The 22,844-nt window shown below is 68.3% G+C and carries 18 protein-coding genes and 1 pseudogene; 3 read left to right on the top strand and 16 right to left on the bottom strand.

The genetic code is table 11. The features are described 5' to 3' along the window. Positions 1–828: 828 nt before the first annotated feature. The 3 genes and pseudogenes from AWC07_RS16190 to AWC07_RS16180 form a co-directional block, all read left to right on the top strand. Positions 829–1,166: pseudogene (locus AWC07_RS16190) on the top strand (type II toxin-antitoxin system Phd/YefM family antitoxin); the annotation flags it as partial. Positions 1,167–1,169: 3 nt separating this feature from the next. After that, complete coding sequence (locus AWC07_RS16185) at positions 1,170–1,604, top strand: type II toxin-antitoxin system VapC family toxin (RefSeq protein ID WP_036414996.1); 435 nt, start codon at positions 1,170–1,172, stop codon at positions 1,602–1,604. A gap of 160 nt (positions 1,605–1,764) precedes the next feature. Beyond that, positions 1,765–2,133 (top strand): DUF4143 domain-containing protein, encoded by a 369-nt coding sequence (locus AWC07_RS16180; protein ID WP_036414994.1) that lies wholly within the window; start codon positions 1,765–1,767, stop codon positions 2,131–2,133. A gap of 56 nt (positions 2,134–2,189) precedes the next feature. Here the strand turns inward: AWC07_RS16180 and AWC07_RS16175 are convergent, their stop codons facing one another. The 16 genes from AWC07_RS16175 to AWC07_RS16100 form a co-directional block, all read right to left on the bottom strand. Next, entirely contained in the window at positions 2,190–2,534 is a 345-nt protein-coding gene (locus AWC07_RS16175; protein WP_036414992.1) for a DUF308 domain-containing protein, read from the bottom strand. 90 nt (positions 2,535–2,624) lie between these two features. Next, a complete protein-coding gene (wag31, locus tag AWC07_RS16170) occupies positions 2,625–3,404 on the bottom strand; it encodes a DivIVA-like cell division protein Wag31 (protein WP_036414989.1) in 780 nt (259 codons plus the stop codon). A gap of 254 nt (positions 3,405–3,658) precedes the next feature. Continuing rightward, on the bottom strand, positions 3,659–3,949 hold the full coding sequence (locus AWC07_RS16165) for a YggT family protein (RefSeq protein ID WP_023364806.1): 291 nt from the start codon (positions 3,947–3,949) through the stop codon (positions 3,659–3,661). A 179-nt stretch (positions 3,950–4,128) separates the two neighbouring features. After that, positions 4,129–4,809, bottom strand: a complete 681-nt coding sequence (locus AWC07_RS16160; RefSeq protein ID WP_036414987.1) for a cell division protein SepF — start codon at positions 4,807–4,809, stop codon at positions 4,129–4,131. Positions 4,810–4,874: 65 nt separating this feature from the next. Further along, positions 4,875–5,651: a YggS family pyridoxal phosphate-dependent enzyme gene (locus tag AWC07_RS16155; protein WP_036415024.1), complete on the bottom strand. Its 777-nt coding sequence runs from the start codon at positions 5,649–5,651 to the stop codon at positions 4,875–4,877. 5 nt (positions 5,652–5,656) lie between these two features. After that, positions 5,657–6,373 (bottom strand): peptidoglycan editing factor PgeF, encoded by a 717-nt coding sequence (gene pgeF, locus AWC07_RS16150; RefSeq protein ID WP_208622430.1) that lies wholly within the window; start codon positions 6,371–6,373, stop codon positions 5,657–5,659. 91 nt (positions 6,374–6,464) lie between these two features. Further along, positions 6,465–7,607 (bottom strand): cell division protein FtsZ, encoded by a 1,143-nt coding sequence (gene ftsZ / locus AWC07_RS16145; RefSeq protein ID WP_036415022.1) that lies wholly within the window; start codon positions 7,605–7,607, stop codon positions 6,465–6,467. A gap of 204 nt (positions 7,608–7,811) precedes the next feature. Then, entirely contained in the window at positions 7,812–8,768 is a 957-nt protein-coding gene (locus tag AWC07_RS16140) for a cell division protein FtsQ/DivIB (RefSeq protein ID WP_036414981.1), read from the bottom strand. After that, complete coding sequence (gene murC, locus AWC07_RS16135; protein ID WP_036414978.1) at positions 8,765–10,231, bottom strand: UDP-N-acetylmuramate--L-alanine ligase; 1,467 nt, start codon at positions 10,229–10,231, stop codon at positions 8,765–8,767. The genes AWC07_RS16140 and murC overlap by 4 nt, the downstream gene beginning before the upstream one ends. Then, positions 10,228–11,427 (bottom strand): undecaprenyldiphospho-muramoylpentapeptide beta-N-acetylglucosaminyltransferase, encoded by a 1,200-nt coding sequence (gene murG, locus AWC07_RS16130; protein WP_036414977.1) that lies wholly within the window; start codon positions 11,425–11,427, stop codon positions 10,228–10,230. The genes murC and murG overlap by 4 nt, the downstream gene beginning before the upstream one ends. Then, positions 11,424–13,082 (bottom strand): putative lipid II flippase FtsW, encoded by a 1,659-nt coding sequence (ftsW, locus tag AWC07_RS16125; protein ID WP_425271254.1) that lies wholly within the window; start codon positions 13,080–13,082, stop codon positions 11,424–11,426. Before ftsW ends, murG begins: the two co-directional genes overlap by 4 nt. Positions 13,083–13,112: 30 nt before the next feature. Beyond that, on the bottom strand, positions 13,113–14,555 hold the full coding sequence (gene murD, locus AWC07_RS16120; protein ID WP_036414973.1) for a UDP-N-acetylmuramoyl-L-alanine--D-glutamate ligase: 1,443 nt from the start codon (positions 14,553–14,555) through the stop codon (positions 13,113–13,115). A 1-nt stretch (position 14,556) separates the two neighbouring features. After that, on the bottom strand, positions 14,557–15,636 hold the full coding sequence (gene mraY / locus AWC07_RS16115; protein ID WP_036414970.1) for a phospho-N-acetylmuramoyl-pentapeptide-transferase: 1,080 nt from the start codon (positions 15,634–15,636) through the stop codon (positions 14,557–14,559). Continuing rightward, positions 15,633–17,183, bottom strand: coding sequence for a UDP-N-acetylmuramoyl-tripeptide--D-alanyl-D-alanine ligase (locus tag AWC07_RS16110; protein WP_036414968.1), 1,551 nt, complete (start codon positions 17,181–17,183; stop codon positions 15,633–15,635). The genes mraY and AWC07_RS16110 overlap by 4 nt, the downstream gene beginning before the upstream one ends. Next, the gene (locus tag AWC07_RS16105) at positions 17,180–18,772 is read right to left on the bottom strand and encodes a UDP-N-acetylmuramoyl-L-alanyl-D-glutamate--2,6-diaminopimelate ligase (RefSeq protein ID WP_036414966.1); all 1,593 of its coding nucleotides are present in this window, start codon (positions 18,770–18,772) and stop codon (positions 17,180–17,182) included. The genes AWC07_RS16110 and AWC07_RS16105 overlap by 4 nt, the downstream gene beginning before the upstream one ends. A 308-nt stretch (positions 18,773–19,080) precedes the next feature. Then, positions 19,081–22,338 (bottom strand): LuxR C-terminal-related transcriptional regulator, encoded by a 3,258-nt coding sequence (locus AWC07_RS16100; RefSeq protein ID WP_036415020.1) that lies wholly within the window; start codon positions 22,336–22,338, stop codon positions 19,081–19,083. Between the last annotated feature and the right edge of the window lie 506 nt (positions 22,339–22,844).

Genomic DNA, 22,844 nt, shown 5'->3' with positions numbered 1-22,844 from the left:
GATCGTGGCCTGGACCGCCACCAACCGCGGACGGCGGATCAAACTGCGCTACCTCGGCGTGGAGAAGAATCACGCCTGGCTGCGACGCCGTTGTGCCGCAATCAATCTGCGCACACTGGTGAACAGCGGCTTGACCCGCACCGACGGCGGGTGGGCCCTGGCCTGACGGCCACGGCCCAGACTTGCCCATCTCGATACCCGCCCAGCACACTGATATCGGCGGGAAGAACGACCACGTTGTCGACCAACCAGGGTCTGACCTACTGCCGAAGAAACGGCCTTGTCGGCGTTCTTCCCGCCCCATCACGCCCCGTTGTTCAGAGCCCTCCTAGGCACACCAATTATGAGTCCGCGCGGGTAGCCGCGAAGGTCGAACGCGCCGAAGACTACGTTGGGCCAATTGCATGGCCGAAGCCCGACGGATCAGGAGTGGCCTGACCGGCAGCGGACATAGTCCTGCCGACACCAGGAGGAGCCGTTCATCGTCTGCGGCCCATGACTGGCCGCTGCCCTCAAAATCAAAGCGCAACTCGGATTGACTACATTCTCGTCCAGCTGGTATCGCAAGAGGCTTGGGCTACTATCCGGCGTCTGCGTGCGACGCTTTCAGCGCCCCACTCGCAGGACCACAACGCGTGTCGCAGATGGCCAAGTCCCCCCTCGGACACATCCGGCGACACGACTCAAGTCGGCCGTCGCCTTGACTTGTCGCAGGTAGGGATCGCAGTCAAGACGCAGGCCAAGGCTTGCGTACACTTCGGCGCGTTCCGCCGCCGTTGCCTCGCCAAGCATGGCTGACAACCCGCCCAACTCTTCGACCAATTCGCTGATCTGCGCGGCCGTCGTTGCCGCACCCAGTAGTGATACGTACAAATCATGGTTCAGTGAGTGTACAGTTCAGGGTTGTGGATGTATCCGTGACCGAGTTGCGTGCGCACCTCAGCGATTGGCTCGATCGAGCTCGGGCTGGTGCTGAGGTCGTCATCACCGACCGCGGGATTCCGGTCGCGCGACTCACTGCGCTGGACAGCGCAGGCACCTTGGAGCGTCTCACGGCCGAAGGCGTGATTGGCAAGGCCACCGCGCAGCGGCCCGTCGCTGCGGGACGGTCCGGACCCCGACCGCGGCGGCCGGTGTCTGACCGCGTCAGCGACCAGCGGCGCTGACCGATGCCGCTCGTCTACTTCGACGCCAGCGCCTTCGTCAAACTTCTCACCACCGAGACAGGGAGCTCGCTGGCGTCCGCGCTATGGGACGGCTGCGACGCCGCATTGTCCAGCCGTCTGGCCTACCCCGAAGTCCGCGCCGCACTCGCTGCAGCGGCCCGCAATCACGACCTAGCCGAATCCGAGCTCGCCGATGCCGAGCGTGACTGGGAGGACTTCTGGGCCGCCACCCGCCCAGTCGAACTCACCGCTACGGTTGAACAGCACGCCGGCCACCTCGCCCGAGCCCATGCCTTGCGCGGAGCCGACGCTGTTCATCTGGCCAGCGCGTTGGCTGTCGGTGAGCCCGGCCTAATCGTCGCCGTCTGGGACCGACGCCTGCACACCGGAGCCCAAGCCGCCGGGTGCCGAGTCGCCCCCGCCCAACTCGACCCCTAATCCGACCGCTCAACATTCGAGTGGGTCAACCCCAGCACGGACGACGATCAGATACCGATTCGCCAGGTCAGGACCCGGGTCGTAGGTGGCCAAGTCCCCCTCGCACACTTAGTTTGATCTACTAACCGTTGGCCGGCTTGAGCCGGCAGAGCTGTCGTCCATGTACGCATTCGATCGACGGCCAACTGGTCAGTTCGGACCGCTCCTCGAGGGATTCGTCCTGATGGAACTGGCACGCCAGCTGACCTGGTCCGAAGAGGAGGTCGCGCTCTTCCATTACCGGACCAGAGATCAAGTCGAGGTTGACGCCCTGCTCGAGAATCGACGTGGCGATGTCGTGGGAATCGAGGTCAAGGCAGCTTCCACCGTCGGACCCGGCGACTTCCGCGGACTACGGCACCTCGCCCAGCGCGTCGGCGACAACTTCCGCGCTGGCATCGTCCTAAACGCCGGTGCGCAGGCGCTGCCGTTTGGACCAAAATTGCTCGCCCTACCCGTAAGCGCACTATGGATGACACCCCCAGCTTGACCCGCACGACCGGAACGAGAGGGTAGCTGAGCGACGGGGCCGCCCGCAGGCCGCGCTTAGCGGGTGCTTTCGTCACCACCGCCGTCGGCGGACACCGCCGATTCCTCCGTTGCCTCGGATTCGGCGTCGTCGAACGACTCGTTGACGCTGGACTCGTCATCCGGGTAGTCGACGGCCTGCTCGTCTTCGGGGTGTGCTGCGGGCTCTTCGTCGGCTTCATCCTGGTGCTGGCCGCCCGCGTCCCGATGCTGACGTTCCCTGATGGCGTCGACGATCAGCAGTATCACGCCCAGCACGCTGGCGCCGATACACACCCACGCCACCAGCACGTTGCTGGTGACCACGGCGAACACCAGCGCAACGAGCCCAATCAGGGCCAAGACCAGAGCAATGATCAGCATGGGTCATCCTTCAGCCGGCGAGCAGCAACTAAACGTACCAAGCTCGCAGCACCGGCCTTGCAGCCCGGCGAGTGTGCGGCCCGTGTCGAGCTAGTTGTTACCCCGGTTGAACTGGTCGAAACCGCCGGCGTCGGCGCTGGAATCGACCGGTGCCGCCGAGCCGCGCTGACCGAGTTCCTCGAGCTGGGATTCCAAGTACGTCTTGAGACGGGTGCGGTACTCGCGCTCGAACGTGCGCAGCTGCTCGAGGCGGCCTTCCAGCACGGTGCGCTGCTGATTGATCGTCCCCATGATCTCGGAATGCTTGCGCTCAGCGTCGGCCTGCAGGGCATCGGCCTTCTCCTGGGCCTGCCGCAGCTGGGCCTCGGATCGGGCCTGGGCATCGGCAAGCATCGCGTCGGCGCGCTGCCGGGCGTCGGAGACGGTGGTCTCGGCGGTATGGCGGGCCTCGCTGACGATCTGCTCGGCGTTGGCGCGGGCATCGGCCAGCATCTTGTCCGACTCGGCCTTGGCGGTGGCGGTGAGGCGGTCGGCGGTGTCCTGGGCCAGGCTCAGCACCCGGGCCGCTTTGAGGGCCTGCTCCTCGTTGGTTCCCACCGGAGCCGGCCTGACCGGCTCGGGTTCGGGCTCGTAGACCGGCATCGCCTGGGTGGGCGCAGCGGTCACGCCGGCGCCGGCGCCGCCGGCGGCCAGCTCCGCGTCCAGCTCGGCGATGCGCTGGCGCAGGTCGGAATTCTCTTCGATGAGCCGGGTCAGTTCGTTTTCCACCAGGTCAAGGAAGGCGTCAACCTCATCTTCGTTGTACCCGCGCTTGCCGATAGGCGGCTTACTGAACGCCACATTGTGGACGTCGGCAGGTGTAAGCGGCATTGTTTGTCCCCTCGAGTTCCTGGACGGTCAAACGATCTGGAAAGTGTAGAACGGAGCGGTAGCCGTCGTGCAACTACCGTCCATCCTGTCACACCAGACTCGGCGGTTGCCGATTGGACTAATAAATAAGGGCCAATTTCAATCTCTGAGGCAAATAAATCACATTTCTTAGATTTGAAAATCCCGCGCCCAAACTTGTCGCTGAATCGTGGCCGAACCGTCGCCCAACTATGTCCCGGCAATGCCTGCACGGCTCAGGCCGCGGCGCCGAACGCCAGCTGCATCCCGATGAACGCCACCAGCAGCAGCACCATGATGGACAGGTCGAAGCGCACCGCGCCGATGGTGAGTTGCGGGATCAGTCGGCGCAGCAGCTTCACCGGTGGATCCGTGATCGACATGATGATCTCGAGGATCACCACCGTCAGCCCGGTCGGGCGCCAGTCGCGGCTGAACGAGCGGATGAACTCGACGACGACCCGCGCGATCAGCAGCAGCCAGAAGATGAACAGCGCAAACCCAAGGATCTGAAAAAACAGCACCAACGAGAGCCCGACCTTACCGACGAGGATGTGAATGTGCCGTCCGTGAGGCCGGCAAGCGCAAGCCTACCGACTCGGCCGACGGACACACATGTGGTGCGATCGCCGGCGGCCGGGCCGGGCCCGCAACCAGCCCGGCGGGCTCAGCTGCCACCCACCGGGCTGTGCATCACCAGATGTGGCTATTGGTAAGCGTAGAAACCGGTTTCGGCGATCCGGCGACGCTCCTCCGGGGTCACGTCGACGTCCGCAGGCGACAGCAGGAACACCTTGGTGGCGACCTTGTCGAACGAGCCGCGCAACGCGAAGGCCAAACCCGCCGCGAAGTCGACGAGCCGTTTGGCGTCGGCGTTGTCCATCGACACCAGGTCCATGATGACGGGCGTGCCGTCGCGGAACCGCTCGCCGATAGTGCGCGCCTCGCCGTAGTCCTTGGGCCGCAGCGTGGTGATCTTGGACAGCGGGTGACCTTCCTCGAACATCATCGCCATCCGGCGCGGATCCATCGCCAGCGCGCCGCGAGTGGAGTTGCGCAACCATGAGCCGAAGCGCGGCCGTGCCATGTCGGGGCGGTCGAACTCGCGGGGCGGGAATCGCGGTTCGTCGGGATACCCGCCGCGATAGCTACTGGGCGGCGGATAGTCGGCCGGCTCGCCGCGCAAGTCGCCACGCAGATCGGCGCGCGGATCGCGGCGGGGATCCCGGGGATCGTCATAGTCGCGTCCTTCATAACGGCCGTAATCGTCGTCGAATCGGGGCCGCGAATAACCGCGTGAAGGCGCGCGGTCGTCGTAATACTCGTCGTCGTATTCCTCCATCGGAGCCATACCGAAGTAGGCCTTGACCTTGTGCAGTGTGCTCATCGATTGACCCCTTCTAGCCCTGGGTTACCTGTTGTCTGTGATGAAGGTGTGACTACAGTGACTATTCACGGTGACCGTAACCGCCGCGGACCCAATAGCGCGGTACCGACACGCACACAGGTCGAACCATGTTTGACGGCGGTTTCTAAATCACTGGACATGCCGGCGGACAGCCCAACCGCCCGGGGGAACGACTCGCGCACCCTGCTGTGCTCGGATTGCAGCCGGTCAAACGCCTTGTCCGGATCCCAGTCCAGGGGCGGGATGCCCATCAAACCGACCAGTTCCAGGCTCGGCGACTCGTCCACTTGCGCGCAGATAAGATCCACCGCTCCGGGCTCGGTGATGTCCACACCCCCGCGTGACACGTCGCCGTCGAGGCTGACCTGGACGTAAACCCGCAACGGATGCTCGCGACGGCGTTCGGCCAGCGCCGCGGTGACCGCCCGATCCAGCGCCGTCACCAACCGCGGGCTGTCGACCGAATGAGCTGTGTGCGCCCACCGCGCCAGCGAACGCACTTTGTTGCGCTGGATTCGTCCCACCATGTGCCAGTTGATGCCGCCATGCCCGGCCTTTGACGGCGCCGCCAACAGCCGAGCCACTTCGGCCGCCTTGGCCGAAGCTTCCTGTTCGCGGGATTCGCCAACGGCGCGGCAACCCAATCGGCACAAAATCACAACATCGGTTGCTGGAAAGAGTTTGGTAATGGGCAGGAGTTCAATTTCGCCGACATTACGACCGGCCGCCTCGGCCGCGGCCGCGAGCCGGGACCGCACCGCGGCCAACGCGTGCGTCAATTCCGATTGACGGTCTGACTGCGCCGAAAGATCTACCACCATCGCGGTCATTCCATCCACACCAAAGACGCCAGCCGCCCGGTGGGGGCGCCGCGCCGATGGCTGAACAACGTCGGGTCTGCGACCGTGCACCGGGGGTCGACATCGATAGAGGTAATGCCCAAACCTCGTAGCTGGCAAGCGATTCCGGCGCGAAGATCGAGTGCGGGCGTTCCGGCCGACGTGGTGGTGCGGCTGCCCGGCAACGCCGCCTCGACCTCCTCGGCCATGCCGGCGGGCACTTCGTAATTGCGGCCACTGGCCGCCGGGCCCAGCAGCGCCGAGATGTCGCCAGCCCGCGCGCCCCGATCCAGCATCGCCTCGACCGCGCGGGCCACCACCCCGTGTTGTGCACCGACCCGGCCGGCATGAACCGCCGCGATGACACCGGCACGCGCATCCGCCAGCAATACCGGCACGCAATCGGCCGTCAGCACCGCCAGCGCCAATCCGCGGGTGCCGGTCACCAATCCGTCGGCGCCCACCCTGCCGCCGACGGCGGCGCTCTGCGGCTCGTCGACCACCGCGATCCGGTCACCGTGGACCTGGTTCATCCACACCACCCGTTCGGCGGGCAGCCCGATGGCGGCGGCCAGCCGGGCCCGGTTGGCCGCCACGGCGGCTGGGTCGTCACCGACGTGGTCGCCGAGGTTGAAGGTGTCGAACGGCGGCCTGGACACACCGCCCGCCCGGGTGGTGATCACCCGGCGGATGCGAACGCTCACCTTCTCAGTATCCGAAGCCCGATGCCCGCCAGGTTGCACCAATGTCGCGCCGCGGCCGGTTTGTCGCGCACTGGCAAGCAAATCGAGACCCTCAGCGGCGCATGAAGGGCGGCACATCGACGTCGTCGTCATCGCCGCCAATGCTCAGGGTGGCCCCGTTGGTGTGCAGTGGCACGCTGACGGCGTCGACCGGCTCGAACAGCGTGGAGGTGAGCTTGCCGGCCCTGGCCGACTCGATGCGGTGCGCGCCGCCCGTCTCGGCCACCCCGGGAGGCTTGCGGCTGGCACCGCCGGCCTCGAAGCCCGCCGCGATCACCGTTACCCGTACCTCGTCGCCGAGTGAGTCGTCGATGACGGTGCCGAAGATGATGTTGGCGTCGGGATGAGCGGCGTCCTGCACCAGCGAGGCCGCCTCGTTGATCTCGAACAGGCCCAGGTCGCTGCCGCCCGCGATCGACATCAGCACGCCCTGTGCGCCCTCCATCGAGGCTTCCAGCAGCGGCGAGTTGATGGCTATCTCGGCGGCCTTGAGCGACCGGCCGTCACCGCGGGCCGAGCCGATGCCCATCAGCGCGGTGCCGGCGCCGGACATGATGCCCTTGACGTCGGCGAAGTCGACGTTGATCAGACCCGGCGTGGTGATCAGGTCGGTGATGCCCTGCACACCGTTGAGCAGCACCTCGTCGGCGCTGCGGAAGGCGTCCATCAGCGACACCGCGGCATCACCCATCTGCAACAGCCGGTCGTTGGGAATCACGATGAGGGTGTCGCAGCTCTCCCGCAGGGCCGAGATGCCGTTTTCGGCCTGGTTGCTTCGCCGCTTGCCCTCAAAGGAGAACGGCCGGGTGACGACGCCGACGGTCAACGCCCCCAGTTTGCGGGCAATGCTGGCGACGACGGGCGCCCCGCCGGTTCCGGTGCCGCCGCCCTCACCGGCGGTGACGAACACCATGTCGGCTCCGCGGAGCAGCTCCTCGATCTCGTCCTTGGCGTCCTCGGCGGCCTTGCGTCCCACCTCCGGGTCGGCGCCGGCGCCCAGCCCTCGGGTCGAATCGCGGCCCACGTCGAGCTTGACGTCGGCATCGCTCATCAACAAAGCCTGCGCGTCGGTGTTGATCGCGATGAACTCCACGCCCTTGAGTCCCTGCTCGATCATCCGGTTGACGGCGTTGACGCCGCCGCCGCCGATGCCCACGACTTTGATGACGGCCAGGTAGTTATGCGGGGGGGTCATCATTCGTCTTCCTCCCTGAAGGGAACTCGGTCCTGTCCCGTGCGGTGTGTCTGCTTGCGAAACCCTCAACCTCAACCATAGATTTAGAGTTATGTCAAGTACTTCCGCGTAACCAGAACCGTATGGGTACGACGGGTGCTAACCGTGCAGGCGCGCCGACGCGTCACCGGCAAATTTTTTGCGGGCCGGTTCGCTGAGCCCGCGTCATTTCACGGTCGGCAGGTCCGGGCTGGACACGTCGTAGGTCCGCCCCGGCTGGGTCAACAACGCCGCCAGCTTCTCGGCCTTCTCCTCGGCGCGGTCGGTGGTCCCCCAAATCACCATTCGCCCGTCGGCCAGCGTGAGGGTGATCGAGGACACCGAGGGCGCCGCGATCCGGCCCACCTGGCCCGCTACCTCGGGACGCAGCGCGGTCAACACCTGCAAGGCGGCCAAGGTGGCCGGATCCGTCGGGCCCGGATTGTCCACATCGATATACGGCAGCGCCGGTGGCGGCGGACCGGTCGCGAAATCCACGCCGTCGCGGTCGAACAGGTGCGGCCCGTCGGGGAAGTCCTTGACCACCACCGGGACCCGTTCCACGATGGTGATCCGCAGCGCCGACGGGTACTGACGCTGTACCCGGGCGCTGGCCACGCGCCGGATCGCCGCCACCCGGTCGGCGACCTGACTGGTGTTGATTTGCAGCAACGGCGTTCCGGGGCGCACCTGGGCGGCGTCGAGAACCTCCTCGCGGGTCACCGCGCCGACCCCGACGACGACGATGTCGCGCGCCGACATCGCGGGCGTGAAGTACAGGATCAGCGCCAGCCCCACCCCGACGACGAGTAACACCACGGTGGCCAGCAGCATCTTCAATCCCTGAACAACGCCGCGCGCAACGGGTTTGGGCTCTTTGACGACTTGGCCTCGGGCCCGTCGTTTGGCCTCGCGCCGGGCTTGCTCGATGGCGACAGCGCGAGCCTGGGCGGCACGGCGCTCGGCACGTTCGCGCCGGGCCCGCCGGCGCGGCCCATCGAATTCGCCGTCGGCTGCCGACTGCTGCGCGTCCGACGCCTCGGACGCCTCGGTGCTGAGCGGCTCGGTGACCGCGTCGGCACCGACGTCTGCGGAATCGTCGGCGACCACGTCGATCGGGCTGCCTTCGTCGGGCTGGCTCACTGCAGAACTCCGGGCCGGCCGGGCGTGCCGCGGTTGGCCTGCGCCCGCAGTGCGGACACTATCTCCGGCCCCAACAGGGTGACGTCTCCGGCGCCCATGGTGACGATGACGTCGCCCGGCCCCGCGGCGGCCGCAACCTCGCCGGCCACCGCCGAGAAATCGGGAAGGTAGCGCACCGGCACGCGCACGTGCTCGGCGACGCTGGCTCCGCTGACGCCGGCGAGCGGTTGTTCGCGGGCGCCGTAGACGTCGAGCACGAACACCGCGTCGGCGGCGCTGAGGGCGCGACCGAACTCAGCAGCGAAAGCCTTGGTGCGCGAGTACAAATGCGGCTGGAAAACGACCAGCAGCCGACCGTTGCCGCCCTGCTGGACGACCGAGCGCACCGCCGCCAGCGTCGCGCCGACCTCGGTTGGGTGGTGGGCATAATCGTCGAACACCCGTATCGATCCCACCGTGCCGACCAGCTCGAATCGACGACGCACTCCCTCGAAACCGGCCAGGCCGTCGAGCACCTCGTCGATCGCGGCGTCCACCTCGATCGCCGCCAGCAACGCACCCAGCGCATTGAGTGCCATGTGCCGTCCGGGCACCGCGAGCCGCATCACCCGCGGGTGCCGCTCACCGGCCAACCGGAGGTGCGCCACAGCTTCGGTGCCCTGCTGTTCCCAGGACAGCAATGTCGCGGCCAACGGCGCACCGGCGGTTTCGGCCGACCCGTAGCGCAACACCCGGATCCCCAGCTCGGCGGAGCGTCGGGCCAGTGCGGCCGCGCCAGGGTCGTCGGTGCACACCACCAGCGCGCCCCCGGGCGCCAGCCGCTCCACGAAGGAGTCGAACACCCCGACGTAAGCCTCGGTGCTGCCGTAGAAGTCCAGGTGGTCGGACTCGATGTTGGTGATCACGGCGACGTCGGGGGTGTACTCCAACAGCGAACCGTCGCTTTCGTCGGCTTCGGCGACAAAGCAGTCCCCACTGCCGTGATGGGCATTGGTGCCGGCCTCGCCCAGTTCACCGCCCACCGCGAAGGAGGGGTCGCGCCCGCAGTGCTGCAGCGCGACGATCAGCATCGACGTGGTGGTGGTCTTGCCGTGCGTTCCGGTGACCATCAGCGTGGTGCGGCCGGCCATCAGCTTGGCCAGCACGACCGGTCGCAGCAGTACCGGGATGCCGCGGCGCCGGGCTTCGACCAGTTCGGGATTGGTCTTGGGGATGGCGGCACGGGTGGTGATGACGGCGGTGACGCCGCCAGGCAGCAGGTCCAGTGACGCCGCGTCGTGCCCGATCCGGATTAGCGCGCCGCGCGCCCGCAACGCGTGCAGGCCGCGTGACTCCTTGGCGTCCGAGCCCGACACCAGGCCGCCGCGGTCCAGCAGGATGCGGGCAATGCCCGACATGCCGGCTCCGCCGATGCCGACCAGGTGGACCCGCTGCAGTTCGGGCGGCAACTGCCCGGTGTTCACTTGGCTCTCCTGGAGGCTCTCCTGGCACGAGCCCACCGCGCGGTGTCCAGCGCCGCCCGGGCCACCTGCCGGGCCGCATCACGGTGTCCCACCTGCGCGGCGGCGGCCGTCATCGCCGCCAGCCGAGGCGGATCGGTGAGCAGCCCGGCGACTTCGCGAGCCACCAGGGCCGGCGTGAGGTCGGCGTCGGCAACCACCATGCCGCCGCCGGCGTTGACCACCGGCAGCGCATTGAGCCGCTGCTCGCCGTTGCCGATCGGCAGCGGCACGTAGATGGCCGGCAGCCCTACCGCCGACACCTCGGCGACCGTCATCGCCCCGGATCGGCAGATCACCAGGTCGGCGGCGGCGTAGGCCAGATCCATTCGGTCCAGATAAGGCACCGCGACGTAGGGCGGGTCACCGGCGTCGGGGGTGCGCAGCTCCAAGACGTTCTTGGGCCCGTGGGCATGCAAGACGGAAACACCCGCGGCGGCCAGCTCGGCCGCGGCCGCCGAGACCGCCCGGTTGAGCGAGACCGCGCCCTGCGAACCGCCGAACACCAGCAGCACCCGGGCGTCGTCGGCGAAGCCGAAGTGGGCCCGGGCCTCGGCGCGCAGCGCCGCGCGGTCCAAACCGGTGATGGCCTGCCTGACCGGAATCCCGACCACCTCGGCGCCCCGCAGCCCGCAATCCGGCACCGCCGACAGCACCCGGTCGGCCCTGCGGGCACCCACCCGGTTGGCCAGCCCGGCCCTGGCGTTGGCCTCGTGGATCACCACCGGGATGCCGCGGCGGCGCCTGCGCATGCCGGGGATGCCCCGCGCGGCCAGGTAGGCGGGCAGCGCGACATAGCCACCGAAACCGACCACGACGTCGGCGTCGACCGCGTCGAGCACCGCCCGGGTCTCCGCGACGGCACGCCACACCCGCGACGGCAGCCGGGCCAGGTCGCCACTGGGTTTGCGCGGCAACGGCACCGGGGTGATCAGCTCCAGGTGATAGCCGCGGGCGGGTACCAACGTCGTCTCCAGCCCGCGGGGGGTGCCCAGCGCGGTGATCCGGACATTCGGCTCCAGGGCGCTGAGCGCGTCGGCGACGGCCATCGCGGGCTCCACATGGCCGGCGGTGCCGCCGCCGGCGAGCACGATCGACAGCGAAGGACCGTAGTCGGTCACCCGCTGCCCACCGGCCGGCTCCCTGACCGAGTCGTTCACCCGTAACGCTGACCTTCCAATGCCCGAACCCGACCTGCCTGACGCTGGCCGGCGTACCGCTGACCCGCTCCATGATGCTCCCCCGCGGGCGGGTGGTGCCCCCGCCCCGGCGCGTGAGCGGTACCCACGGACCTGCGAACCGGCCGATCGGCCCGGCGCGGCAACGCCGGTCGCGCCGGCTCCCCGGGTTTGCGAACCGCCTTGGGCGCCTTCCGGGCGGCCGGCTGCTTGGCCGGTTGCGGGTGAGGGCGCTTGCGGTCGCGAAACGCCTCGAGGCGGGTCGGCTCGTAAGGCTTGGGTAGCGGCAGCCGCAGCAGTCGGTTCACTGTATCGTCGCGGCCCGCGCGCAGCGCGGCCACCGCCTCGGGTTCATGCCGCGCGGCGTTGGCGATGACACCGATCATCGACAAGGTGGTGGCCGTCGAAGTGCCGCCGGCCGAGATCAGCGGCAGCTGCAGTCCGGTGACCGGCAGCAGCCCGATCACGTAACCGACATTGATGAACGCCTGTCCCAGCACCCACAACGTGACGGTGGCGGTCAACAGCCGCAGAAACGGGTCGGCCGACCGGCGAGCGATCCGCATGCCGGTATAGGCGAACAGCCCGAACAGTCCCAGCAACCCCAGGGCGCCGATGAAGCCGAGCTCCTCGCCGATGATTGCGAAGATGAAGTCGTTGTGGGCGTTGGGCAGGTAGTTCCACTTGGCCACACCCTGGCCCAGCCCGTCGCCGAAGATGCCGCCGTGAGCCAGCGCGAACTTGGCCTGCCGGGCCTGGTAGCCCGAGTCCATCGGGTCGTTGTCGGGATCGAGCCAAGACCGCACCCGGTCGGACCGGTAACCCGCGGTCATCGCCAGGATCGCCGCGGAGATGACGACCGCTGCCAGTGAGCTGGCGAAAACGCGCAGCGGCAACCCCGCGTACCACAGCAGCCCGAGCAGGATGATGCCCATCGACACCGTCTGTCCCAGGTCGGGCTGGGCCACGATCAACGCCAGCGCCACGACCGCGGCCGGCACCAGCGGAATCAGCATTTCCCGCAGCGACGCGCGCTCCATCCGCCGGGCCGCCAGCAGATGCGCACCCCAGACCGCGAACGCCATCTTGGTCAGCTCCGACGGCTGCATCGAAAAGCCCGCCACCACGAACCAGCCGCGGGAACCGTTGGCTTCCTTGCCGATTCCCGGAATCAGCACCAGCACCAACAACACAATGGTGAACGCGAAGGCGGAGAAGGCGATGCGGCGGAGGAACTGCACCGACATGCGTAGCCCGACGTAGCAGCCGATGAGACCGACGACGGTCCACAACACCTGCTTGCCGAAGATCACCCAGGCCGACCCGTCGTCGTCATAGGACCGCACTCCGGAGGCCGAGAGCACCATGATCAGGCCGAGCGTGGTGAGCAGCGCGGCGACGGCGATGATCAGGTGAAACGAGGTCATGGGCCGGCCCAGCCAGACGCCGAACCGGGTGCGCGGACCGGCCTCCTCGGGCTTGGCACGGGATTTCTCGGCCGACTTCTCGCCGGTCTGCTCGCCGGTCTGCTCGTCCGGGGAAGCCGCAGCGTCGACCTGCTCGTCAGCCTGGGCCGTCCCTTCCGGCTCGACCGGCCCGTGGGCGGCGGCGTCGTCGCCAGCCTTGCCCCGGCGCATCAGCCGGGTGAATGCGCTGCGCATGCCCGGCTACCGGACCGCGGCGCGTACCGCGGCCGCGAACGCGTCACCTCGGTCCGCGTAGCCGTCGAACTGGTCGAACGATGCGCCGGCCGGCGCCAGCAGCACCGTGTCGCCGGGCTTGGCCATCTCTTTGGCCGCGGCCACCGCGGCGGTCATCACGCGCGCGCCGAGCGGTTCGACGGAATCATCAACTTTTGTCACATCAGCATCACAAGCCACAGCCATATCAGCATCCTCGCCTGTCACAACCTGGACGACGGGGACATCCGGCGCGTGTCGTGATAACGCCTCGGCAACCGCTGCCCGGTCGCGACCGATGAGCACCGCACCGACCAGCCTCGATGCCATGCGCGCCACCTCGGCATCCACGGATGCGCCCTTGAGCAGCCCGCCGGCCAGCCAGATTACCCGCGGGTAGGCCAGCACCGATGCCTGCGCGGCGTGCGGGTTGGTGGCCTTGGAGTCGTCGACGTAGGTGACGCCGTCGACGACCGCCACCACTTCCGAACGGTGCCGGCCGACCTGGAACGACGCGACCGCGTCCGCGATCGCCTCGGCGGACACCCCGACGGAGCGGGCCAGCGCGGCCGCGGCCAGCGCGTCGAGCACCCCGACCGGGCCTGGGACCGGGATGGAAGCGACCGGCAGCAGCGGCAGGTCGGCGGCGAAGGCGCGGTCAACCAGGTAGCCGTCGCGCACGCCCAGCTCCCCCGCTGCGGGCTCACCGAGCCGGAAGCCGGCTCGCACCTGCGCCGGCGCGGTATCCAGCAGGGCCGCCGCGCGGGGATCGTCCAGGCCGACCACCGCCACCCGGCCGGTCAGCACCCGCGCCTTGGCCTCGGTGTAGGCGGCCATGGCGCCATGCCAGTCCAGGTGATCCTCGGCGATGTTGAGCACCACGCCGGCCTCGGGCCGCAGCGACGGCGCCCAGTACAGCTGGAAACTCGACAACTCGACGGCCAGCACATCGGCTGGCTGGTCGAGCACCTCCAGCACCGGGCTGCCGATGTTTCCGCACAGTACGCTGCGCCGGCCGGCCGCGGTCAGCATGCGCTGCAGCATCGAGGTCGTAGTGGTCTTGCCGTTGGTGCCGGTCACCACCAGCCAGCGGCGCGGCGGCCCGTAGCGGCCCGCCGCATCCAGCCGCCAGGCCAGCTCGACATCACCCCAGATCGGCACGCCCACGGCGGCGGCCGCGGCCAGCACCGGCGTCGTCGGCTGGAACCCGGGGCTGGTGACCACCAAGGAATACTCGGCGATCTGCGATACCGCCGCCGACGGCTCCACGGTCGCCACACCGTCGTCGGCATAAGGCTTTAGCATCACCGGATCGTCGTCGCACACCGTAGGCGTCGCACCGAACCGGGTCAGCGCCGCCAGCACGGCGCGGCCGGTCACCCGGCCACCGGCGATCAGCACCGGCGCGCCCGGCACCAGGGGCTCAAGCACGTCAGGCACCGATCGCAGCCAGAAATTCACCGTAGAACAAGGCCACACCCAAACCGCAGCTGATGGCGGTGAGCAGCCAGAAACGGATGATCACCGTGGTTTCGGCCCAGCCGACCAGCTCGAAGTGGTGGTGGAAGGGCGCCATCCGGAACACCCGGCGCCCCGTCGTGCGGAACGTCAGAATCTGCAGTACCACCGACGTGATCTCGGCGACGAACAGCGAGCCCAGCACCACCGCCAGCAGCTCGGTGCGGCTGGTCACCGACAGCCCGGCGATCACACCACCCAACGCCAGGGAGCCGGTGTCGCCCATGAAGATCTTCGCCGGCGCGGCGTTCCACCACAGGAAGCCGATGCAGGCGCCGGCGGTCGCGGCGGCGATCAGCGCCAGGTCCAGCGGGTCACGCACGTTGTAGCAGCCCAACCCGGGCGCGGTGACGCACGCGTTGCGGTATTGCCAGAAGGTGATCAGCACGTAGGCGCCGGTAACCATCGCCATGCAGCCGGCAGCCAGCCCATCCAGGCCATCAGTGAAGTTGACCGCATTTGACCAGGCGCTGACCACGACCACGCAGAACAGCACGAACAGTGCCGGAGCCAGCGTGACCGTGGCGATCTCACGCACGTAGGACAGCTGCGCGCTGCCCGGCGTGATGCCGGCCGGATTGCGGAACTGCAGCACCAGCACCGCGAACAGCACGGCCGAGGTGATTTGCCCGACGGTCTTGGCGCTCTTGTTCAGCCCGAGGTTGCGTGACCTGCGGATTTTGATCATGTCGTCGAGGAATCCGACGCCGCCCAGCGCAGTGGCCAGGCCCAACACCAGCAAACCCGATGCGGAGACGCCCTCGCCGTCGAACGCCAGACCGGCGAGGTGGGTGCCGAAGTAGCCCGCCCAGATGCCGGCCAGAATCGCCACACCGCCCATCGACGGCGTACCGCGCTTGCTGTGGTGGCTGGGTGGGCCGTCGTCGCGGGTGTGGTGACCGAAGCCTTGTTTGGTGAACAGCCGGATCAGCGCCGGGGTGAGCAGGATGGAAACCGCCAGCGCGATGGCGACGGCGAGCAGGATCTGTCTCATGGGCGCGGGATCCCGCGGTCATCGGTACGCTCGGCAACCAGCGCGTCGGCCAGCATGCCCAGACCAGCCGAGTTGGACGCCTTGATCAGGACCACATCCCCGGGTCGGATTTCTGCACGCAACAGTGCCAGGGCGGCATCGGAGTGCGCGACGCTGACCACCCCTCTATCGGCCCCAGCCCCCCAGGAGCCCCACGCCCCTTCCAGGACCGCTCCGTGGTGCATGGCGCTCATCGACCTCCCGGTTCCGACCACAACGAGTCGAGACACATCTAATCGCACTGCGAGCCGGCCGATGCGGTCATGCTCGGCTATGGCGTCGGCACCGAGCTCTGCCATCTCACCCAAAACCGCCCAACTGCGCCTCTTGGCGGGGCGGTCGGCCCCGCCGCCGGAGCCACCGTGGGCGATCCAGGCCAGCGCCTGCAGACCGGCCCGCATCGAGTCCGGGTTGGCGTTGTAGGCGTCGTCGATCACCGTCACCCCGTCCGCGCGGGTGGTCACCTGCATGCGATGCCGCGACACCGGACCCGCACCACCGAGCGCGGTTGCCACCTGATCGAGGGTGGCGCCGCATTCCAGCGCGACGGCAGCCGCGCACAGCGCATTGGTGACTTGGTGATCGCCGTAGACCCCCAGCTGCACCTGTACGGCGGCGTCGCCTGAGTACATGGTGAACTGCGGCCTGGCCAGCTCGTCCAGCGACACCGGCCCAGCCCAAACGTCGCCAGTGCTGCCGCGACTGACCCGAACCACCCGCGCCGCGCTCACCTCGGCCATCGCCGCCACGGCCGGGTCGTCGGCATTGAGGATGACCACCCCGGATCGCGGAACAGCTTGCGGCAGTTCTGATTTCGTCCGCACAATAGCCTCCCGAGAGCCGAACTCGCCCAGGTGCGCGGTGCCGACGTTGAGCACCACCCCGACAGCCGGGGTCGCGATCTCGGCCAGCGCGGCGATGTTGCCGGGATGGCGCGCCGACATCTCCAAGATCAGGTAGTCGGTATCGCGAGTGGCGCGCAGCACCGTCCAGGGATGACCCAGCTCGTTGTTGAAGGATCCGGGCGGGGCAACGACCTCACCCAACGGCTCCAGCACCGCGGCCACCAGATCCTTGGTCGACGTCTTGCCCGACGAACCGGTGATCCCGACGATGGTCAGCCCACCAGCGACCAGCTCGGCGGCCACCGCCTTGGCCAACTTGGCCAGCGCGGCCAAGACCGCCGCACCCGAGCCGTCGGCGTCGTGCTCAAGCACCCCGGCGGCGCTGTCGACCCGGGACGGCTCAGGCGCCACCACGACGGCCGGCACGCCGACCGGCCGAGCGGCCAGCACCGCGACCGCCCCCGCCGCCACCGCCGCCGCCGCATAGTCGTGCCCGTCAGCACGCGCGCCCGGCAGCGCCAGAAACAATCCGCCGGGGCCGACAGCGCGCGAGTCGAACTCGACGGTCCCGGTCACGCGGCGTTGCGCGGCGTCCTGCGGCGAGATATCGGCCAGCGTGCCGCCGACGATGTCGGCGATCTGGGCCACGGTCAGGTCGATCATGGACGTGCCTGCCCGGGTCCGGGAAGCCCGCCGGCCTCGCGCGCGGCCAACGCCTCGGCCAGTTCCACCCGGTCGTCGAACGGGCGGACCTCCCCGCCGCCACGCTGGCCGGTTTCATGGCCCTTGCCGGCAACCAGGACCACGTCCCCGGGGCGCGCCCAGGCGACCGCGTGCCGGATCGCGTCCCTTCGGTCGGCGACCTCGACCACTTCCACGGTGCCGCCTGGCGCGGTCGCCCCGGCCAGAATCTCCCTGCGGATCGCCGCGGGATCCTCACCGCGCGGGTTGTCGTCGGTAACGACGACCAGGTCGGCCAGCTCCGCGGCCACGGCACCCATCGGGGCGCGCTTTCCCGGGTCACGCTCGCCACCGGCGCCGAACACCACCGCCAGCCGACGGTCCGGGCGCGCCAGCGTGGTCAACACCGCCCGTAAGGCGCCCGGCTTGTGCGCGTAGTCGACCAGAGCCAGAAAATCCTGACCGCGGTCCACCTGTTCCAGGCGCCCGGGGACTCGCGCCTGCCGCAGTCCCGGCGCAGCCTGCTCCGGGGAGACCCCGACACTGTCCAAAATCGCCAGTGCGAGAAGGCAATTGGCGATGTTATAGCTGCCCGGCAAGCCGATGCGCACCCGGTGCTGGACGCCGGCCGGGTCAACGGCGGTGAATTCCTGTCCGGCGGCGCCCATCGGCACCACGTCGACGGCGCACCAGTGCGCGGCCCGATCGCGGGCACTCACGGTGATCGCGTTCCCGGCCCGCTCGGCCATCGCGCGCCCGGCCTCGTCATCCACGCACACCACGGCGGTGCCGGCGCGCAGCGCGGAGGCCGGGTCGAACAGCGGCGCCTTGGCCTCGAAGTAATCCTCCATGGTGGGGTGAAAGTCCAGATGGTCACGCGACAAGTTGGTGAAGCCGCCGACGGCGAAGCGGGTGCCGTCCACCCGGCCCAGGGTCAGCGCGTGGCTGGACACCTCCATGACCACGGTGTCCACGCCGCGTTCGGACATTTCCGCGAGCATGGCCTGTAAGGCGGGCGCCTCCGGCGTAGTCAGCGCACTCGGGATGTCGACCCCGTCGATGCGGATGCCGATGGTGCCGATCAGCCCGGCGACCCGACCGCCGGCCCGCAGACCGGCCTCCACCAGATAGGTCGTGGTGGTCTTGCCCGACGTTCCGGTGATCCCGATGACGGTCACCCGCTCGGAGGGATGTCCGTACACCGTCGCGGCGAGACCGCCGAGCACAGTGCGGGGTGCGGGGTGCACCAGCACGGGCACGGTCGCCCCGTGAGCACCCAACTCGGCCACCCCGTCGGCGTCGGTGAGCACCGCGACGGCACCGCGTGCGATCGCGTCGCCGGCATACCGAGCGCCATGCGTAGCCGAACCCGGCAGGGCGGCGAACAGGTCGCCCGGCGCTACGTCCTGGGCGCGCAATGTCACACCGGTGACCTTGATGTCCGGGATTTTGGCGGGACGATTCGGGCCGCCCGCCGGCACCGCGGCGACCTGAGCCGCCAACGCAGGCAGCCGCACGCCAGCCCCGGCGTTGGGGTGCAACCCAGTGAGCACCGACACCACCTCGCTCATCACCCTTATCCGACATCCAAGTCCGACATCCAAGGCTGCCTGAATGTCATGATCTGCCATGACCAGCCCTGACACCTTATCTAGATGCCAGCGCGTGATCCCGCGCATCCACGGTGTTTGGGCCTCACGCTGAGGACCGGACAATTGTGCCGCTTTGGCGGGTAGCCCCGCCGCGACCGGCAACGCCGCCTCCCCCGCCGATCCCACCGGCCCCGCCGTTGCCGTACAGCAGTCCGGCACTCAGCGCGTGAGGCAGGTATCGGAGCGCCGGGTGGTCGGCCCCGGTTCGTCGTTGAGAGGCGGCGGGCTCAGGCCCGGTTGGCTGCCGCTTGAGCGAGTTGCACGCGGGAGGTGAAGCCCAACTTGGTGTACACGTGGGTCAGATGGGTTTGCACGGTCCGGTGCGAGACGAAAAGCCGCGTCGCGATGTCCTTGTTGGACAGCCCCTCGCTGACCAGTCGTACGACGTCGATCTCGGTCGGAGTGAGCGACTCCCAACCAGTGGCCGGCCGTTTGCGCCAGCCATGGCCACGCCGCGCATAAGCGATCGCCTCCTCGATCGATAACGCCGCACCCTCGTCCCGGGCGGCGCCGAAGTCGACCTCACCCATCGCATCTCGCAGGGCCGCCACCGACGCCTCGTATCCCGCCTGGTGAATCACGAAGCGAACCACGCCGATACGTTGTCGCATAGCCTCTGCCGCGCCGAAGTGTCTCGCAGCTTCCTGGTGATTGCCGGCGTCGCTGGCCAAGACAGCGAGGCACTCGAGCACATCTGGGACATCCACATAGGCCCCACTGTCGGCCGCGCAGGCGAGCGCGTCGTTCGCGTCGCGTTCAGCCTCTTCTCGCTTGCCGCCAGCGATCGAGATCCGAGCGCGCGTAGCTAGCGCGAAAACTAGGTGGCGGCCGGTCAGTGACCGCACGGCATCGTCGCACCAGTCGCGGGCTGCGATGAGATCGCCGCTCGCCAGCGCAGCCTGGGCATTAAATACCCGCTGTGGCACCGCCGACTGGGGCAGGGCCGAACTCAAATTCTGCCAAGCCGCCTCACCCGCATCCTGCGCCGTTTCAATGTCGCCTGCGGCCAGGGCAGCCGTGGCCAACGCCGAGTGGCCCATCCCGGCGAAGTACTCTCCCTGTTCGGCGGCCTCCAGAGCCGCGTCGGCGGCCGCGCGAGCCGCGCTCACCTCACCCCGGAATGCGAGGGCGAAGGCAAGGCCCTGCAGGCTATTCCCCTTGTGCAGCACTTCCTGAGCCGCCTCGGCCTCCTCCACCACTTCGCCGAATTGTGCAGCGGCTTCGACGAGATCACCGCGCATCAGGTGGGCGTAACCGAGGCACCATCGGCACCAGAGCGCGTCGGACTGGTCACCAATTGCATTCGCCAGCTCGCATCCCTCTTCGGCCGCCGTGCGCGCTGCTATCGGGTAACCCGCCACAACCGCATCGATCGCCTGGTAGGTAAGGATCTGGGCCAGTCTCCACCGATCGTCTACGGCGCGGGCGAGTTCGATCGCCTCGGCGAAGTACGGCGCGGCGACCTCGGCGCGGGCTACAGCTACAGCGATCAGACCGCAGGCCGTGAGCGCCCGGGACAGCAGGGCCGGGTCGCCGACCTCGCGAGCAATAGCTAATGCCTGTTGGGCCTGATCCATGCCCGCCGAGGCGTCGACAAAGATGTCGAGCAGGCCCTTGTCGGCGAGCGCCCGCGCGCGCACCCCGGCCGCCACCTCGAGATCGTGCGCTGCCTCGGCGCCGAGAATGCTGTCAAACCACGCCCGCCCTTCCCGAATGCGACCGCGCGTCATCCATACGGGTAGCAGGGAGCAAGCCAGCGCCAAGGCGAGTTCAATATCGGAATTTTCACGGCTCCACTCGAAGGCGGCACGGAGGTTGTCGATTTCGGCTTCGGCCTGGTGGAGGCACTGCGCATAATCCGTGCGGCCGGGGTGGTCGAGCCGGGCAGCTAGCGCCGCGTAGTGGTCAAGGTGGCGCGCCCGCAGGGCCTCAGCTTCGCCGGCCTCCTCAAGCTTTTCCAGCGCGTACCGGTGCATCGTCTCCAATAGCTGGTAGCTGCTTCGATCGCCGCGGTCGTTGGCCACCACCAGCGACTTCTCGACAAGCAGCGTGAGCTCGTCGAGCACCTGATGGCGCGGCATATCATCACCGCCTGCGATTGCGCGCACATCATCGAGGAAAAAGCAGCCCGCAAACACCGCCAGCCGGCGGAACAAGACCCGTTCGGGTTCGGTCAACAGCGCGTACGACCAATCCACCGAGGCCCACAGTGTCTGCTGGCGGAGCGCCGCGGTACGCGCACCCCCGGTCAACAGCTGGAATCGGCTGCCCAAACCATCGACGATCTCCGCCAGCGACATTGTCCGCACTCGCGCCGCCGCCAGCTCGATCGCCAGCGGCAAGCAATCCAGGCGGCGGCAGATCTCGGTGACCACGCCGCGGTTGTCGTCGGTAAGGCGGAATCCAGGACGAACCCGCCGGGCCCGGAAACCAAACATCTGGATAGCTTCGTCGCTCAGTGACAGCGGCGGCACCTGGTAGCTGACCTCACCCGCAACACGGATCGGCTCACGACTGGTGGCTAGCAACGTCACGTCGGGACACGCTTCCACCAGGGCCACCACGAAGGCCGCGATCGCATCGATCAGATGCTCACAGTTATCCAGCACCACCAAGGCGCGACGAGCGCCGAGGAATCGCAGCACGGTGTCTAAATTGGAGTGACCGGGCTGGTCGTGCAGACCCAGCATGCGGGCCACCGCGCTCGGTACCAGATCCGGGTCGCTGATCGGCGCCAGATCCACGAACCACGCGCCACCAAACTCGCCTGCGACCTGGACCGCGACCTGCGCGGCCAGCCGTGTCTTGCCCACTCCGCCGGGACCGATAAGAGTCACCACCCGGTTTTCGGCCAGCAGCTGGTGCACCTCGCTGATCTGCGCGCCCCGCCCCACGAACTTCGTCAGGTGTACTGGAATACCGTGGACAACAACGTTGTCGGCGACCCGCAGCGGTGGGAACTCGACTCGCAGGTCGGGATGGCATAGCTGTACCACGAGCTCCGGGCGCGGCAAATCACGCAGCGGGTACGTGCCAAGCTCCGTGAGCCACGCCCCATCGGGGAGCTGATCGATGACAAGGCGCTCGGCAGCACCGGACAACACGGTCTGGCCCCCATGCGCCAGATCGCGCAGTCGTGCGGCCCGGTTGATGGTCGGACCGGCGTAATTCCCGTCGTCGCGCATCCGCACCTCCCCCGCGTGCACGCCGATGCGCAACCGGATCGGGGCAAGCGGCGCTCGCTGCAAGTCCAACGCGGCGGCTACCGCATCAGAAGCGCGGGCGAACACGACGACAAAGCTGTCTCCCGCGCCCGGCTCGACCAGCTGCACGCCGTCATGGACGGTGACCACATCGGACACGGCTTTGGCGAGGCGCGCCACCGCAGCATCCATATGCTCGGGATGGGCCTCCCACAACCACGTCGAACGCTCAACCTCGGCTAACAGCACTGTCACCGTGCCCTGTGGCAGCAAGTCCCTCACGCCCACATCGCTCCACTCAGTCGCACCCATGCTAACGAGCATCCGGCGACCGTGGCACCGAATGCCGATCCGGTGTCGATCAGTCCTACGACCCGCGCGGCTGCCGGTAGACCGTCCTCCACCAGGTACGTAGTGGCGGTCTTGTCCGGCGCGCCGCTGAAGGGGGCCGGAATATGGGTCGGCCCCGGGCTTCGGGATGACCTGCAGTGGCTACACCCGGCCCGCAGCAGCTCAGCGGTGGGCGTCAGCGCAACCGCGTATAACCGCGACGCCCCCTGCGATTAACCTACGACCCCTGCCGCACACATATACGCGCCATAACCGATGGGTTTGGCCGCTCCAACTCGCACAGTTGAATCCAGCGCTTGTGTGGAAAAGGTATGCCTCACTGTGAAACCCGTCGACGGGTCACGTTGTGCAAAGCTGCAGCCAAAGCAGGGGGCATGGCCAAGATCCATCCCAAGCGGTGGCGCAACGAGCCAAAGACACCGTCATATCGCCGCGTC

It is taken from the genome of Mycobacterium gastri (assembly GCF_002102175.1).
Taxonomy (GTDB): Bacteria; Actinomycetota; Actinomycetes; order Mycobacteriales; family Mycobacteriaceae; genus Mycobacterium; species Mycobacterium gastri.
The sequence above is the reverse complement of the archived record's forward strand: the minus strand, read 5'-3'. Positions and strand labels throughout refer to the sequence as shown.